Annotated in this window: 11 protein-coding genes, 1 tRNA gene and 2 rRNA genes (1 of these 14 running past the window's edge); 5 read left to right on the plus strand and 9 right to left on the minus strand. The window is 61.0% G+C overall.

Annotated features, from left to right (window positions below; translation table 11 throughout):
- The first annotated feature begins 25 nt into the window (after positions 1–25).
- Both ACEN84_RS06640 and ACEN84_RS06645 read left to right on the plus strand, forming a co-directional pair.
- Positions 26–1,015, plus strand: a complete 990-nt coding sequence (locus tag ACEN84_RS06640) for a LacI family DNA-binding transcriptional regulator (protein WP_413710358.1) — start codon at positions 26–28, stop codon at positions 1,013–1,015.
- Positions 1,016–1,120: 105 nt separating this feature from the next.
- Positions 1,121–3,364, plus strand: a complete 2,244-nt coding sequence (locus ACEN84_RS06645) for a glycoside hydrolase family 2 protein (RefSeq protein WP_413710359.1) — start codon at positions 1,121–1,123, stop codon at positions 3,362–3,364.
- Positions 3,365–3,368: 4 nt separating this feature from the next.
- Here the strand turns inward: ACEN84_RS06645 and ACEN84_RS06650 are convergent, their stop codons facing one another.
- From ACEN84_RS06650 to ACEN84_RS06665, 4 genes are all read right to left on the minus strand, one after another.
- Positions 3,369–4,484 carry an ABC transporter ATP-binding protein gene (locus ACEN84_RS06650; RefSeq protein ID WP_203427929.1) on the minus strand — a complete coding sequence of 372 codons (1,116 nt, stop codon included), beginning with the start codon at positions 4,482–4,484 and terminating at the stop codon, positions 3,369–3,371.
- Positions 4,485–4,487: 3 nt separating this feature from the next.
- A complete protein-coding gene (locus ACEN84_RS06655; protein ID WP_199628891.1) occupies positions 4,488–5,432 on the minus strand; it encodes a carbohydrate ABC transporter permease in 945 nt (314 codons plus the stop codon).
- On the minus strand, positions 5,429–6,382 hold the full coding sequence (locus ACEN84_RS06660; protein ID WP_112719834.1) for a carbohydrate ABC transporter permease: 954 nt from the start codon (positions 6,380–6,382) through the stop codon (positions 5,429–5,431). Before ACEN84_RS06660 ends, ACEN84_RS06655 begins: the two co-directional genes overlap by 4 nt.
- An 84-nt stretch (positions 6,383–6,466) precedes the next feature.
- Positions 6,467–7,723 carry an ABC transporter substrate-binding protein gene (locus tag ACEN84_RS06665; protein WP_112537114.1) on the minus strand — a complete coding sequence of 419 codons (1,257 nt, stop codon included), beginning with the start codon at positions 7,721–7,723 and terminating at the stop codon, positions 6,467–6,469.
- A 314-nt stretch (positions 7,724–8,037) separates the two neighbouring features.
- On the opposite strand from ACEN84_RS06665, the gene ACEN84_RS06670 reads away from it, so the two are divergent.
- Positions 8,038–9,093, plus strand: a complete 1,056-nt coding sequence (locus ACEN84_RS06670) for a LacI family transcriptional regulator (RefSeq protein WP_199628888.1) — start codon at positions 8,038–8,040, stop codon at positions 9,091–9,093.
- On the opposite strand, the gene ACEN84_RS06675 is transcribed toward ACEN84_RS06670, so the two are convergent.
- Positions 9,056–9,856, minus strand: coding sequence for an endonuclease/exonuclease/phosphatase family protein (locus ACEN84_RS06675; protein ID WP_413710360.1), 801 nt, complete (start codon positions 9,854–9,856; stop codon positions 9,056–9,058). The genes ACEN84_RS06670 and ACEN84_RS06675 overlap by 38 nt on opposite strands.
- Before the next feature lie 68 nt (positions 9,857–9,924).
- Between ACEN84_RS06675 and ACEN84_RS06680 the strand changes: the two genes are divergently transcribed.
- The gene (locus ACEN84_RS06680; protein WP_413710361.1) at positions 9,925–10,893 is read left to right on the plus strand and encodes a lysylphosphatidylglycerol synthase domain-containing protein; all 969 of its coding nucleotides are present in this window, start codon (positions 9,925–9,927) and stop codon (positions 10,891–10,893) included.
- Here ACEN84_RS06680 and ACEN84_RS06685 read toward each other — a convergent pair.
- Positions 10,843–12,381 carry a phospholipase D-like domain-containing protein gene (locus tag ACEN84_RS06685; protein ID WP_413710362.1) on the minus strand — a complete coding sequence of 513 codons (1,539 nt, stop codon included), beginning with the start codon at positions 12,379–12,381 and terminating at the stop codon, positions 10,843–10,845. The two genes, ACEN84_RS06680 and ACEN84_RS06685, sit on opposite strands and share 51 nt — an antisense overlap.
- Before the next feature lie 171 nt (positions 12,382–12,552).
- Here ACEN84_RS06685 and ACEN84_RS06690 point away from each other — a divergent pair, with 171 nt between their 5' ends.
- Positions 12,553–13,323: a TIM barrel protein gene (locus tag ACEN84_RS06690; RefSeq protein WP_413710363.1), complete on the plus strand. Its 771-nt coding sequence runs from the start codon at positions 12,553–12,555 to the stop codon at positions 13,321–13,323.
- A gap of 104 nt (positions 13,324–13,427) precedes the next feature.
- On the opposite strand, the gene ACEN84_RS06695 is transcribed toward ACEN84_RS06690, so the two are convergent.
- From ACEN84_RS06695 to ACEN84_RS06705, 3 genes are all read right to left on the minus strand, one after another.
- Positions 13,428–13,504 (minus strand) — tRNA-Met (locus tag ACEN84_RS06695).
- 242 nt (positions 13,505–13,746) lie between these two features.
- A 5S ribosomal RNA gene (gene rrf, locus ACEN84_RS06700) occupies positions 13,747–13,861 on the minus strand.
- A 182-nt stretch (positions 13,862–14,043) separates the two neighbouring features.
- Positions 14,044–15,901 (minus strand): 23S ribosomal RNA (locus tag ACEN84_RS06705); it runs 942 nt beyond the window's last position.

Raw genomic sequence — 15,901 nt, forward strand, 5'->3', positions numbered from 1 at the left:
CGGGTCTGGACGGGTGGGAACAGGCATGAGCAGGAAACGCATCACCTCCAAAGAGCTGGCAAAGCTCGCCGGCGTATCCTCGGCAACGATCTCGCGCGCCTTCTCGCCGGATTCCCGCATCGGCAGCGCCACCCGCGACCGCATCCTGGCGGTCGCCCGTGAACACGGATACCAGCCGAACGCCATTGCCCGCTCGCTGAACAACCAGCGCTCGCGGCTCGTTGCCCTCGTCGTCAACGCGATCGGCAACCCCTGCGAGGCGGAAGAACAGCAACTGCTCGTCCACCGCCTGCAGGCCCGCCAGCTCCTGCCCATCATTCTCTGCTGCGCCGATCACTCGGACCGCCTGCAGCTGATGCGGCTCGCCTCGACCTACCAGGTCGATCACGTCGTCGTCTTCTCCGACATGGTCTCGATGCAGGATGCCGTCGACATCTTCCACACGACCAAGCCGATCATCGTCTCCTTTGAGCCGCTGGAAAACGAGAACGTCTCGAGCATCCGCATCGATGGCGCTGTCGGCGCCGCCGAGATCATCGACAAGATCGTCAAGGACGGGAAGAAGCGCTTCGCCTATCTGTCCGGCACCAAGTCGAGCTGGATCGACAAGCTGCGCCGCAAGTGGTTTGCCGATGCGCTCGCCAAGCACGGTCTCGATTTCGAGGCCGAAGCCTTCGGCGACTATTCCTACGATTCAGGCTTCAAGGAAGCCGTCATGCTGCTGCACCGCTCGAAGGTCGATGCGATCATCTGCGGCAACGACGTGATGGCGATCGGTGCGCGCGACGCGGCCCGCCGCGTGCTCGGCAAGAACACGCCCGGCGATATCGCCATCGTCGGCCAGGACGGCATCGCCATGGCCGCCTGGGACTGCAACGACCTGACGACGCTCGGCCTGGACCATGTCGCCTTCATTGATGCCGTGGTCGAGGTGATCGAACGCCACGAGCAGGACATCGAAGGCCCGCACAACATCACGCTTGCCTGCACGGCCCGCTGGGGCTCCACCGCCTAAGGCAGCGCTTTTCATTGCATCGAGGAGGAATTTCCGTGACCATCACTTCATGCGCGCGTGTATCGCGCCGAACCATTGCCCACGGCTGCAGCAAGGAAGTCTGATATGCGTTCCGTCGTTTCCTTCAACGAATCCTGGAGCTTTCACGAGGGCTTCGGCCAACGCCTGCTCGACGCCTTCGACGGCAATACCACGATCAGCCTGCCGCATACCGCCGTCGAACTGCCGTTCAACTATTTCGACGAGAAGACCTATCAGCGCGCCTTCACCTATCAGAAGGTCCTGCGCTGGATGCCGGAATTCGACGGCCGCGAAGTCTCGATCGTCTTCGATGGCGCCATGGCCGATAGCGTCGTCTATCTGAACGGCGAAGAGATCATCGCCCACAAGGATGGCTACACGCCTTTCGAGGCGCGCCTGACAGGCAAGCTCGTCAAGGGCGACAACCTCATCACCGTCAAGATCGACGGAAGCGAGAACCCCGCCATCCCGCCCTTCGGCGGCCGCATCGACTACCTGACCTACGCCGGCATCTATCGCGACGTCTGGCTGAAGGTCACCGGCGCCGTCTCACTGCGCAATATCAAGATCGAGACGCAGGACGTGCTCGCCGACGTGAAATCGGCAACCGTGCGCTGCCAGCTGTCGAACCCGCAGCATGCCACCTTCCTCGGCACTGTGACGGGCACGATCCGCGACGCCTCGGCCGTGGTGATCGCCACCGCGACGGCCGAGACCACGGGCGAAGACGTGACGCTCGCCTTCGGTAGCCTGACCGGCATCGCCCTCTGGGATATCGCCAATCCGGCGCTCTATGAGCTCACCGTCGATCTGAAGACCAGCCACGGCTCGGATCGCCTCGCCTCGAATTTCGGCTTCCGCACCGCCGAGTTCACGCCCGAGGGATTCCTGCTGAACGGCCAGCCGCTGAAGCTGCGCGGCCTCAACCGTCACCAGGCCTATCCCTATGTCGGCTATGCCGCGGGCCGCTCCGCGCAGGAGCTCGACGCGACGATCATGAAGACGGTGCTGAAGTGCAACATCGTCCGCACTTCGCACTATCCGCAGTCGAAGTGGTTCCTCGACCAGTGCGACCGGCTCGGCCTGCTCGTCTTCGAAGAAATCCCGGGATGGCAGCATATCGGCGATCTCGAGTGGCAGAAGGAATCGATCGAAAACGTCCGCCGCATGATCGAGCGCGACTGGAACCATCCGTCGATCATCATCTGGGGCGTGCGCATCAACGAGTCGCTCGACAGCCACGACTTCTACGCCGAAACCAACCGCCTCGCCCGCGAGCTGGATACGACCCGCCAGACGGGTGGCGTCCGCTACCTGACGGAAAGCGAGCTGCTGGAAGACGTTTACACGATGAACGACTTCATCCTTGGCAACGAGGAACTGCCGGGCGCCAACCGCCCGCGCACCGCACTTCGTCCGCAACAGGAAAATACCGGCCTTTCCCACAAGGTGCCCTACCTGATCACCGAGTATAACGGCCACATGCATCCGACGAAGATGCACGATCCCGAACAGCGCCAGGCCGAGCACGTGCGCCGCCATCTTGAAGTATTGAATGCCGCCTATGGCGATCCCGATCTTTCAGGCGCGATCGGCTGGTGCATGTTCGACTACAACACGCACAAGGATTTCGGCTCCGGCGACCGCATCTGCTACCACGGCGTCATGGACATGTTCCGCGAGCCGAAATTCGCGGCCTACGTCTATTCCAGCCAGTGCGATCCCTCCGACGAGATCATCATGAAGCCGGTGACCTTCTGGGCGCGCGGCGAGCGCAGCATCGGCGGCGTGCTGCCGCTGATCATCCTCACCAACTGCGAAGAGGTGGAGCTCAAGTACGGAACGCTGACCAAGCGCATCGGCCCGGACCGCGAGAACTATCCGCACCTGCCGCATCCGCCCGTCGTTCTCGACCACCGGCATTTCACGGCGGACGAGCTCGGCACCTGGGGTCTGGAATGGATCGATGGCGAATTTATCGGCTTTATCGACGGCGAGCCGGTCGCCCATCTGACGCTCGCGGCCGATCCGCTTCCGGCAAAACTGGAACTTGCGCCTGACAGCACCGTCCTGAAGGCCCGCGAACGCGACAGCACGCGCGTCATCATCCGCGCGCTCGATCAGCGCGGCCAGCGCCTGCCCTTCATGGAGGACAGCATCAGCCTGCGCGTCGAGGGACCGGCAAAGATCGTCGGCCCGACGAGCGTGCCGCTACAAGGCGGCACGGCCGGTTTCTGGCTGGAGGCGACCGGGCTTACAGGCGCAATCACGGTGGAAGCGACCTCAAGCCGCTTCGCCGCCGTCAGCTTCAGCGTTACCGCCGGCTGAGAGATCAGGCGATCCGCAGCTGGCTCTGCGGATCGAAGAACACCGCCTTGTCGAGATTGAAGGCAAGGCGGGTGTTCTGCCCGGCTTCGATCCCGGCATCGGCGCCCAGGCGCGCGACGACGGACTTTCCGCCAAGCTTGGTAACGGCAAACGTATCCGCGCCCGCGGGCTCGACAACTTCGATCATGCAATCACCATGCGACACCGATTTCGCCTTGCGATCGACGCCGTCGAGATCGGTCAGCGCTTCCGGGCGGATGCCGAAGATCACCGGCTTGCCATTATAGCTGGTCAGGCTGTTATTGCCGGCCGGAACCGGCAGCTTCAGTGGCTCGCCATTCGGACGGTCGAGCGAGACCTGCAGGCCACCCGAGCCGTTCTCGACGGTGGCATTCAGCAGGTTCATCGCCGGCGAACCCATGAAATCGGCCACGAAGACATTGGCCGGGCTGTTATAGATCTCGGCGGGCGTACCGAACTGCTGCAGCACGCCATCGCGCAGCACGGCAATCTTGGTCGCCAGCGTCATTGCCTCGATCTGGTCATGGGTGACGTAGACGATCGTCGTCCCCATGCGCTGATGCAGGCGTTTGATTTCCGTGCGCATGTCGACGCGCAGCTTGGCATCGAGGTTGGAGAGTGGCTCGTCGAACAGGAAGACCTGCGGATTGCGCACCAGCGCGCGGCCCATGGCAACACGCTGACGCTGGCCGCCGGAAAGCTGGCTCGGCTTGCGATCGAGCAGATGGCCAATCTGCAGCATTTCCGAAACCTGCTTGATCGCCTTGTCGCGCTCGGCCTTCGGCACGCCGCGGATTTCCATGCCGAAGGCGATGTTTCCGGCAACGGTCATGTTCGGATAGAGCGCGTAGCTCTGGAACACCATGGCGATATCGCGTTTCGACGGATGCAGGTCGTTGATCGCCCGGCCGTTGACGCGGATCTCGCCTTCGGTGATCGACTCCAGGCCGGCGATGGTGTTGAGCAGCGTGGACTTGCCGCAGCCGGACGGGCCGACGAGCACGAGGAAGCCGCCCTCTTCGAGCTCGAGATCGATCCCCTTGAGGATGTCGACGGCGCCGAAGCGCTTCTTGAGACCGGAAATTTCAAGGAAAGCCATGGATCACCCTTTGACGGCGCCCGCCATGAGACCGCGCACGAAATAGCGGCCGGCGAGAATGTAAACGATAAGCGTCGGCACGGCGGCGATCATCGCAGCAGCCATGTTGACATTGTATTCGACCACCCCGGTCGAGGTGTTGACGACGTTGTTCAGCGCCACGGTCATCGGCATGGATTCACCGGTGCCTGCGTAAGCCGAGGCGAACAGGAAGTCGTTCCAGATATTGGTGAACTGGTAGATCACGGTGACGACGATGATCGGCAGCGAATTCGGCAGCATGATTCGGCGGAAGATCTGGAAGAAGCTTGCACCATCGACCTGCGCTGCGCGCACCAGTTCCGTCGGGAAGGCTTCATAAAAATTCCGGAAGAACAGCGTCGTGAAGCCGAGACCGTAGACCACATGCACGAAGACCAGGTTCACGGTCGGATTGCCGAAACCGAAACTCATGCCCGTCGCATTCTGCAGCGTCATCCCGAACCGGCCGAAGGCGCCGAGGATCGTTGCCATCGGCAGCAGCACCGACTGGAAGGGAATGAAGCAGGCAAACAGCATCAGCCCGAAGACCAGCGTATGGCCGGGGAAGCGCCACTTGGTCAGCACGTAGCCGTTCAGCGCGCCGAGCACCGTGGAGATCGCCACGGCCGGTACCACCATCTTGATCGAGTTCCAGAAGTAGCCCTTGATGCCGGCGCAGGTCAGGCCGACGCAGGTCTCGCCCCAGGCCTTGAACCAGGGATCGAGTGTCGGCGATTGCGGCAGCGACAGCATGTTGCCGTTCTGGATCTCGTCCATGGTCTTGAATGAGGTGACCAGCATGACGAAGAGCGGCATCAGGTAGAGAACCGCAAAGATGATCAGCAGGCCGTAGATGGCGGTGCGGCTGATCCACCGGCTGCCGTTACCCTGCGAGACGGCGATTGTCGAGGAGGTCACGCTGCTCATCGCGCCTTCTCCTTCAGTTCGGAATAGAGATAGGGAACGATGATCGCCGAGATCGTCATCAGCATGATGATCGCGCTGGCCGAACCGACAGCCATTTCGTTTCGCTTGAACGTGTATTCATACATGAAGTTGGACGGCAGCCAGGCCGAGCCGCCCGGGCCGCCCGAGGTCAGCGCCACGACAAGGTCGTAGGACTTGATCGCCATGTGCGCGAGAACGATGAAGGCCGACAGAAACACCGGCCGCAGCAGCGGAATGATGATGCGGCGATAGAGCTGCAGCGTCGAGGCGCCATCGATCTGGGCCGCCTTCATGATCTCGCCGTCGATGCCGCGCAGGCCAGCCAGGAACATCGCCATGACGAAGCCGGACGCCTGCCACACACCGGCGATGACGACGGTGTAGATGACGAAATCCTTGTTCTTGATCCAGTCGAAATGGAAGCTCGTCCAGCCGAACTGATGCAGCGTCTGTTCCAGCCCGAGACCCGGATCGAGGAACCATTTCCAGGCGACGCCCGTGACGATGAAGGACAGCGCCATCGGATAGAGGAAGATCGGCCGAAGAATGCCCTCGCCGCGGATCTTCTGGTCGAGAAGGATCGCCAGGAAGAGCCCGAGCGCCAGGCAGATACCGATATAGAGGAACCCGAAGATGCCCATATTGGTGATCGACGTGTACCAGGACGACGGCGGATCGCTCTCGAAGGTCCAGCGCCAAAGCCGCTGATAGGCCCGCGGCCCCGTCAGGTCATAGGACGGGAAGGTCTTGGAATTGGTGAAGGACAGATAAGCCGTCCAGACGATGAAGCCGTAGACGAAAATGATGGTGATCAGGAAGCTCGGCGCCAGCACGATCTTCGGCAGGGCATCCTGCAACCGGCCGCGAATGGACGCGCGGGTCGAAGGATTGGACGTCAGGACCGGATCGGTGGTCGCAACAGTGCTCATGAAATCAATCTCCTCCCCGCATCATTCCTGCAGGGCGCAAAGGCCTCCCCGCACTGTGCGGGGAGGCCGGATGTCGAACAGGTATTAGCGAGCGTCGTCGATCGCCTGGACAAGCTGGGTTACAGCTTCGTCGGAGGTCTTGATCTGGCCGTGAACGAACTTCGAAACGACGTCCTTATAGGCGTTGGCGATTGCCGGAGGCGCGCCGTAACCCTGAGCGAGCGAACCGAACAGCGTGCCGCCGTCGTTTGCCTTCTTCAGGTCAGCGATACCCTTCTTGCCGCAGGCGTCGAAAGCCGTATCCGGAACGTCGGTACGGGCCGGAACCGAACCCTTGACGACGTTGAATGCCGACTGGAAGCTCTTCGACAGCGTTGCAGTCGCGAGCGCCACCTGAGCGGCCTTGCGATCTTCAGGAACGTTGAACATGCCGAACATGTCGGAGTTGTAGATCACGCTGCCATCGGTGCCCGGGAAGCGGTAGCACAGGAAGTCCTTATCCGGGGTCTTCTTGGCAGCAACGAATTCGCCCTTCGCCCAGTCGCCCATGACCTGAACCAGAGCGTCACCCTTGATGACCATGGCGGTTGCCAGGTTCCAGTCGCGGCCCGAGAAGTTCGGGTCGACATACTTGATGATCTTGGCGAGGTTATCGAAGGACTTCTTCATCGTGTCGGACTTCAGAGAGTCTTCGTCGAGATCGTTGAAGGCCTTCTTGTAGAATTCAGGACCGCCGGTCGACAGAACGATCGAGTCGAACATCGTGGCTTCCTGCCAGTTCTGACCGCCGAGAGCGAGCGGGATGACGCCGGCTGCCTTTGCCTTGTCGAGCAGGGCGATCAGGTCGTCGAAGGTCTTTGGCTCGGTGCCGCCGATCTTGTCCATCACGGCCTTGTTGATCCAGAGCCAGTTGACGGAGTGAACGTTGACCGGAGCTGCGACCCACTTGCCGTCATAGACGGAGAATTTCTGCAGAGCCGCCGGAACGGACTTGTCCCAGCCTTCCTTCTTCGCGGTCTCGGTCAGGTCGCCCATGACGCCGGCCTGAGCGTAGTCGAGGACGGTGTAGCCGAGCATCTGGGAAGCGGTCGGATACGTGCCGGCAGCAACCATTGCCTTGAGTGCGGTCATTGCAGCGTCACCGCCGCCGCCGGCAACCGGCACGTCCTTCCAGGCGTAACCTTCCTTGGAAAGGTCGCCCTTCAGCACGTTAAGAGCCGCAGCTTCACCGCCCGAAGTCCACCAGTGCAGCATCTGCACTTCCTTGACGTCGGCAGCATGGGCGCCGAACGCAGCCATCATCACGGCAGCAGCAGCCACCGAGCCCAAAAACTTGCGCATAGTCTTCCTCCCGTTTGCAAGTCGGCAGCGAAAGCCTCCCTCCGCCACCCTGAATGCCTCCCGCCACCCCGGGCGGGAAAACATCCCGAAGCCGATCCGGCCGCGGTTGACAATTTAAAACGATATAAATTACCCGCCGTCAAGTCTTTCTCGACTTCCGAGAAAAAAGATTATTAATGACACAAGATACTGAAATTATTATGTAATGCCTATTTTCGGCCAGAAATCCCAAAAATTTAAAACGTTTTCATAACTTTATTGCTTGCAATGCATCTGCCCGTTATGTTGATTGCCGCAGCCCCAGGAAGGCCAAGTTGACCGATCCGATAAAGCCGCCCCGCGGCGAAAACCAAGACAGCCTGCTGAGACGTGGCAAGCCGACATTGCGGACGATCGCCAACCTGACGGGATTGGCGGTAACGACGGTATCACGCGCGCTGAGCGATGCGCCGCAGATCTCGCTGGAAACCCGCGAGCGCGTGCACAAGATCGCCCGCGAGATCGGCTACCTGCCGGATCGCGCCGCACAGCGCCTGAAGACCGGCCGCACCAATGTCATCAGCATCCTGCTCGACTCCCATCAGGAGGTCGTCGGCTTCGGCACCTCGATCATGTACGGCATTGCCAAGGCTCTGAAAGAAACCTCTTACCATCTGGTGGTCGCGCCGAACTTCCTGTCGACGACCGAGCTCGAAGCCGCCGAATACATCGTCCGCAACAATTTCGCCGATGGCGTGATCTTCACCCGCACCGAACCCTTCGATGCGCGCGTGCGCATGCTGATCGAAACGGGCTTTCCCTTCGTCAGCCACGGCCGCACCGAATTCTCGACGCAGCATCCCTATGTCGATTACGACAACTACGCCTTCGCCTATGAGGCAACCGCCCGGCTGATCGCCAAGGGCCGTACGAAGGTGACCATCCTTCTGCCGCCGCGCCGGCTGACCTTCTACCAGCACCTTCTGCATGGCTTCATGACCGCAGTCAGGGAAGCAGGCGCGAGCTACGAAATCTCCGAGGCGATCACGCTCGATTCCTCCGCCAGCGATATCCGAGACTATGTGCGCAGCCGCGCCGCCGGACCTGACGCCCCCGACGGCTTCATCTGTCCCGGCGAAGTCTCTGCTCTCGCCACCATCACCGGCATGAGCGACGCCGGAAAGCAGCTGGCCGAGGACTACGACATCGTCGCCAAGGAGCATTCGCGCCTGCTGACGCAGCTGCAGCCCAAGGTCGAGACGATCTACGAGGATCTGGTCGCCGCCGGCGAAGAGCTCGGCCGGATGCTGATCCAGCGCATCAACGATCCCGAGGCGACCACCGGCATGCAGCTCATGCAGACGCCACAGATCGCATTCCCGCCCTTATAAGCGCCGCCGACGGCTCGATCTCCGCCAGCAGCGGCAGGTGGTCGGACGCCCGCCGTGCGAGCGGATCGGCAAGCGCCGCCACTCGCCTGACGCCAAGGCCTTCGGAGACGAAGACATGATCGATCCGCAGCACAGGCAGCCGTGACGGATAGGTCGGCCGCGGCTTACCGCCCGCAAGCAGCTGCACATCGCGAAACTGCCGCGCCAGCATCCGGTAGGCAGGCGACAGGGGAATGGCGTTGAGATCGCCGCAGATGATTGCCGGTGCCGCCTGAAACTCCGGCGAGCCGATCCAGTCGCGCCCGAGCAGCGTCGCCACCTGCCTCGACCGGTCGATGCCCCGCAGGCCGAGATGCGTGTTGAGCACATTGAACTGCAGCCCGTTCGCAATGACCTGCAGCCATATCGCACCGCGGGTTTCACCAACTGACGGCAATGGACCCGCGCGCATCAGCTTGGTCGGAAGCGCCGTCAGGATCGCGTCCCCATACTTCTCCTCTTCCACATGCAGGGCCGGATGGAAATGCGCCTCCATCTTCAGGAGCGTGGCGATGAGATGCGCCTGATCGATCCCGCCCGTCCGCCTACGGCCGACATCTAGCTCCTGCAGAGCGATGATATCCGCGCCCGATGCGGCAATGACATCGGCAACCCGCTGCGGATCGAGCCGCCGGTCGGTGCCGATGCAGCTATGAACATTGTATGTGAGAACCTTGATGAGTTTGGCGTCTTGAACGGCCGCAGGGTCGGAGAATGTGCTCATGCCGTGGGAACCCGTTTTCACGTTGTTTCGTTCCATCAACGGAAACTGCGTAGCAAGACGGAAACCTCATGCCGGGCAAGCGCCTCATCATCAACGCCACCCTCGTTCTCGGGCTGCTGCTGGCCGCCTACCTGCTCTACAAGGTGTTCAGCCGCTATTCGCTCGACGAGGTGATGGACTCGATCGCCGCCATCCCGGTATCACGGCTGGCGGCCGGCATCGGCTTTGCCGCCCTCTCTTACCTCTGCCTCACCGGTTTCGACTGGATGGGCCTGCGCTATGCCGGCAAGCCGCTCAGCTACCCCAAGGCAGCAATCGCTTCCTTCACCGGCCTTTCGATCGGCCACAATCTCGGCGTTGCCGCACTGAGCAGCGGCGCCGTCCGCTACCGCTACTATTCGCGTTGGGGACTTAGCACGGAGGAGGTCGCCAAAGTCATCCTGTTCTGCGGCGTCACCGTCGGTATCGGCCTTGCCGCCCTCGCAGGCATCGCGCTGCTCGTCAATCCCGAGGATGCCGCCAATCTGCTGAAGCTTAGCCCATCCGGCCTGTTCGGTCTCGGCCTCGCCTGCCTGGCGATCCCCATCGCCTATGTCGTGCTGTCGGCGACCGTCCGCGCGCCGCTCCGGCTCTGGAACTGGAGCTTCGAGATGCCGGCGCTGAAGCTCGCAATCGGGCAGGTGGTCATCGGAACGCTGAACTTCATCTTCGTATCCGCCTGCCTGCATCAGATGCTGGCAGCTGAGGGCGAGGCGAGTTTCGTACAGACGGCAACCGCCTTCGTCCTCGCCAATATCGCCATTCTCATGACCCACGTTCCCGGCGGCCTCGGCGTCCTCGAGGCCACCGTCAGCCACGTGCTGCCGGGTGCGGCCTCGATCGGTGCTCTCGTCGCTTTCAGGGTGATCTACTTCCCGCTGCCGCTTTTCATCGGCCTGCCGATCCTCGGGATCAGCGAGCTGGTGCTCCGCAAACGGAAACCATCGTCAGAAGAACACGCTGACCAGACGGCCAACGCGCAGGCGCAGCCGATGTAGCGGCCAATAGGGACGGCGCGGATCGACGATCGCGGTACCGGGCAACGGCGTCGTGCCACCATGGGCGATATCGACGGCAAAATGGCGCAGCCCGCGCTCGCGGCAGTTCAGCACCTCGATCGTCTCGAGCAACGACTGCTTTTCGCTTTCCATCTGCCGAACATCCTCCTGCGCCGCATCGAGATGCTCGGCAATCAGCCGGTGGCGCAATGCGGTAATCGCCTGGCGATGTCCTTCCGTCTCCGCCTCGATCGCCAGATCGCATTCGGTATCCAGCCCCTCGGAGCGATTGTTGAGATTGGACGAACCGATGCGGATGAAGGCATCGTCGACGATCATCAGCTTGGAGTGAATGACGATTTCCTTCTCGCCACCCCGTTCATCCGGCACGACCGCATACATTACCCGAAGGCGGTCATAGCGATCGATCCGCTTTAGCCGCCGGATCAGCCGGTCGCGATTGTTGCCCATCGTCAGCTTCTCGATCAGGCCATGCGAGCTCTTGGTGACCAGCACCGCGATCTCCGGCCCCTCGATCTCCTTCAGCCGCTTGGCAAGCTCGCGGGCAACGCCAAAGGAAGCGAGATACTGCGTCTCGATGTAGATATGCTTGCGTGCCGCGCGGATCGCATCGCGCGTCAGGCGAAACGCCTCATAGTGACCGCGCTTGCCGATCAGGCCGGGCTCCGTGAGCGCGATTGCCGCCGTCGCATCGGTCATCTCCGCGGCAACAGCAAGCGGCCACGCGGCATCCCGCACCGGCGACGGCTCGATCTTCTGACCGGTCGCCTTCTTCCAGCGGCGACGGGCGACATCGCCGATCAGGCTTGCCACCTGCCCGGAAACCATCGACTGCATATCATGCACAGGCTCGTAAGGCGTGCCGTCAGGAGAGCGGCGAACCGGATTGCTGACCCGGTGATCCGGTTCGTCCCAGCGCCGCGCCGTCAGGTCGATGCCACCGAGAAAACCAAGACTGTCGTCGATCGACACCAGCTTCTGGTGATGGCAGCCGCGCAGCGGATGGCGGAGGTCAAAACGCATGGTGATCTGCGGATGAGAAGAAAAGCCGCTCTCGCGGAAGAGCCGCAGCGACTTGCCGGAATAAACAGGGCCCATGCCCCAGACGAGAATGCGGATCTGCAGTGCCGGGTTCTCATCGGCGAGCGACAGCAGCAATTCGCCGAGCGTTTCCGAGCTCTGCTTCGGCCGCAGCCGGATATCGGGATTGAAATCCCAGCCGACGATCCAGATCGTCTGGCGCGCCTGACGCAGCGCCTGATCGAGCGCCGAGAAATAGGCGGCGCCATCGACAAGGAACGCAACTTTCGAGACCTTGCCGGACCGCCAGGCGTTGCGGCCGGTGCGAATGATACCGCCGGGCACAGCCGGAACGGCAGCCTTCATCGTCCGCCGGGCCGCGCCGGCGATGAATTCCATGGTATTCGCCGTTTTGCGGCTTGCGCCGATCGCCTGAAAATCCGTCATTCCGTGCCCGCTGCGCCACGATTTTTCGATGCGTCCGTTAACGTGCAAGGGTTCGCCGAAGTTCCGGCGCGTGATGCAAAAATTCCTGATGTCCAAGGCCTTGCGGCAATAGCGGCCTTGCCCCGGCAGCAGATTTCGCCCATCCCTTGAGAAAATCGGGAGGACCACGATATGCGAAACTACTCAGCCTGCATCGAATGGCTCTTTGCCACCCCGGGTGACCGCTTCGAAGACCGCATCGCCCGCGCCGCCGCGGCCGGCCTCCGTTTCATCGAATTCTGGCGCTGGACCGACAAGGATCTCGACGCGATCGAGGCCGCGCTGAACCGCACCGGTCTCAAGGTCTCTAGCCTTGTCGCCGAACCTATGATCCCGCTGACCGACGTCAACAACCGCGAAACCTGGCTGGAGGGCCTCACCCAATCCGTCGCCGTCGCCAAACGCCTCGGCGCCCCCGTCCTGATCGCCCAGGCCGGTGACGATCTTCCTGGCCTCTCCCGGCGGGAACAGCGCGAAGCCCTGATCGGCACGCTGCGCGCCGCCGCCGACATCCTTCAGGGCACCGGCGTGCGCCTCGGCGTCGAGCCGCTCAACACCCGCATCGACCATATCGGCTACTACCTCGATTCAACCCGCGAGGCACTCGACATCATCGACGAGGTAAACCGCCCCGAAATCGGCCTCACTTACGACATCTACCATTCCGCCGTGATGGACGAGAAAACCGAAGACGTCATCGCCAACCGCATCTCCCGCATCATCCACGTCCACGTGGCCGACCACCCCGGCCGGAATGACCCAGGCACCGGCAGCATAGACCTGCGCCATCGGCTGGATTGGCTGTTTGATCAGGGGTATCGCGGCGCCGTTGGCATGGAGTACCGGCCGCTGACGGCGGATGCGGCGGCAGTGAAGGCGGCGCTGCGGGCGCTCGGAGACTGAATAGTGTTTGAATAAGCCCATGCCGGCACGCACGGGCCTGTCTCCGCCATCCCCGGAAACGCAAGAACGCGCCGGATGGCGGGCTGTGATGTGTCGGGGATCGTTGGTTGCGGGGGCAGGATTTGAACCTGCGGCCTTCAGGTTATGAGCCTGACGAGCTACCGGGCTGCTCCACCCCGCGCCAGCGCAAAACCCTTTGGGTTTTGTCGCGATAGCGTAAAGCGCCGAAGACGTTTTACGCTTACTGCCGGAGCAACTCCAAAGGAGTTGTCTCCTGTAAGGGACGCACCATTATAGATCCGGTGCATCGCTATTTCAGTCTGCATATAGGGCTCGAAAGCAAAAAGGCCGCTTTGCGAGCGGCCCTTTGATCGGCCAGGGGCCGTAATTTCGTTCAGAGAAGATTTATGTTGCGTTTAGCAGACCTGGCAGCGACCGACTCTCCCGCGTCTTAAGACGAAGTACCATAGGCGCTGGGGCGTTTCACGGCCGTGTTCGGAATGGGAACGGGTGCAGCCACCCCGCCATGACCACCAGGTCAGCGAAGCGCAACAATTGAGAAGCTGGCGCAGCCGCTAGGCTGCATTTTTTGAACACGTCTTCGGTGCAACAAACCGGACGAACACTGCGTGTTCGCCGCGCCCGTCGCAAAGGCTTTCGCCTTCGCTCTGTCGGGACAACCGCTTTGCGGTTGCCCTGAGATGAGCACAAGCAATGAGAACGATCAAGCCAATCGAGCTATTAGTACCGGTAAGCTTCATGCGTTGCCGCACTTCCACACCCGGCCTATCAACGTGGTCGTCTTCCACGGCTCTGATAGGGAACACTCGTTTTCAGGTGGGTTTCCCGCTTAGATGCCTTCAGCGGTTATCCCGTCCATATATAGCTACCCTGCTATGCCCTTGGCAGGACAACAGGTCCACCAGAGATATGTCCATCCCGGTCCTCTCGTACTAGGGACAGATCCTGTCAATATTCCTACACCCACGGCAGATAGGGACCGAACTGTCTCACGACGTTCTGAACCCAGCTCACGTACCGCTTTAATTGGCGAACAGCCAAACCCTTGGGACCTGCTCCAGCCCCAGGATGCGATGAGCCGACATCGAGGTGCCAAACAACCCCGTCGATATGGACTCTTGGGGGTCATCAGCCTGTTATCCCCGGCGTACCTTTTATCCGTTGAGCGATGGCCCTTCCACGCGGGACCACCGGATCACTATGACCGACTTTCGTCTCTGCTCGACTTGTCAGTCTCGCAGTCAGGCGGGCTTATGCCATTGCACTCGACGACCGATTTCCGACCGGTCTGAGCCCACCATCGCGCGCCTCCGTTACTCTTTCGGAGGCGACCGCCCCAGTCAAACTACCCACCATACACTGTCCCGGATCCGGATAACGGACCGCGGTTAGACATCCATGACGATAAGGGTGGTATTTCAAGGATGGCTCCACGGAAACTGGCGTCCCCGCTTCAAAGCCTACCACCTATCCTACACATGCCGACACGAATGCCAGTGTAAAGCTATAGTAAAGGTGCACGGGGTCTTTCCGTCTGACCGCAGGAACCCCGCATCTTCACGGGGAATTCAATTTCACTGAGTCTATGTTGGAGACAGCGGGGAAGTCGTTACGCCATTCGTGCAGGTCGGAACTTACCCGACAAGGAATTTCGCTACCTTAGGACCGTTATAGTTACGGCCGCCGTTTACTGGGGCTTCGATTCAAAGCTTGCACCTCTCCTCTTAACCTTCCAGCACCGGGCAGGCGTCAGACCCTATACGTCGTCTTGCGACTTCGCAGAGCCCTGTGTTTTTGATAAACAGTCGCTACCCCCTGGTCTGTGCCACCCCATCTCACTTGCGTAAAATGGGGTCACGCTTCTTCCGAAGTTACGCGTGCAATTTGCCGAGTTCCTTCAACATAGTTCTCTCAAGCGCCTTGGTATACTCTACCTGACCACCTGTGTCGGTTTCGGGTACGGTCTATACGGTGGAGCTATTTCCTGGAACCGCTTCCCTGCCCACTCAATCCAATAAGAATGAACAAGTTACGCAATCCGTCACTACCACCAGGCCCACGAATATTAACGTGGTTCCCATCGACTACGCGTGTCCGCCTCGTCTTAGGGGCCGGCTAACCCTGCTCAGATTAACTTTAAGCAGGAACCCTTGGTCTTTCGGCGAGAGGGTCTCTCACCCTCTTTATCGTTACTCATGTCAACATTCGCACTTCCGATACCTCCAGGATGTCTCACGACTGTCCCTTCACAGGCTTACGGAACGCTCCGCTACCACTTGCATTGCTGCAAATCCTCAGCTTCGGTGCATGGCTTCAGCCCCGTTACATTTTCGGCGCAAAGACCCTTATTTAGACCAGTGAGCTGTTACGCTTTCTTTAAATGATGGCTGCTTCTAAGCCAACATCCTGGTTGTTTTGGGATCCTCACATCCTTTCCCACTTAGCCATGACTTGGGGACCTTAGCTGGAGGTTAGGGTTGTTGCCCTTTTCACGACGGACGTTAGCACCCGCCGTGTGTCTGCCGAGTAGTACTCCCGGGTATTCGGAGTTTGGTTA

The sequence above is a fragment of the Rhizobium sp. Rhizsp82 genome (assembly GCF_047325115.1).
Classification (GTDB): Bacteria; Pseudomonadota; Alphaproteobacteria; order Rhizobiales; family Rhizobiaceae; genus Rhizobium.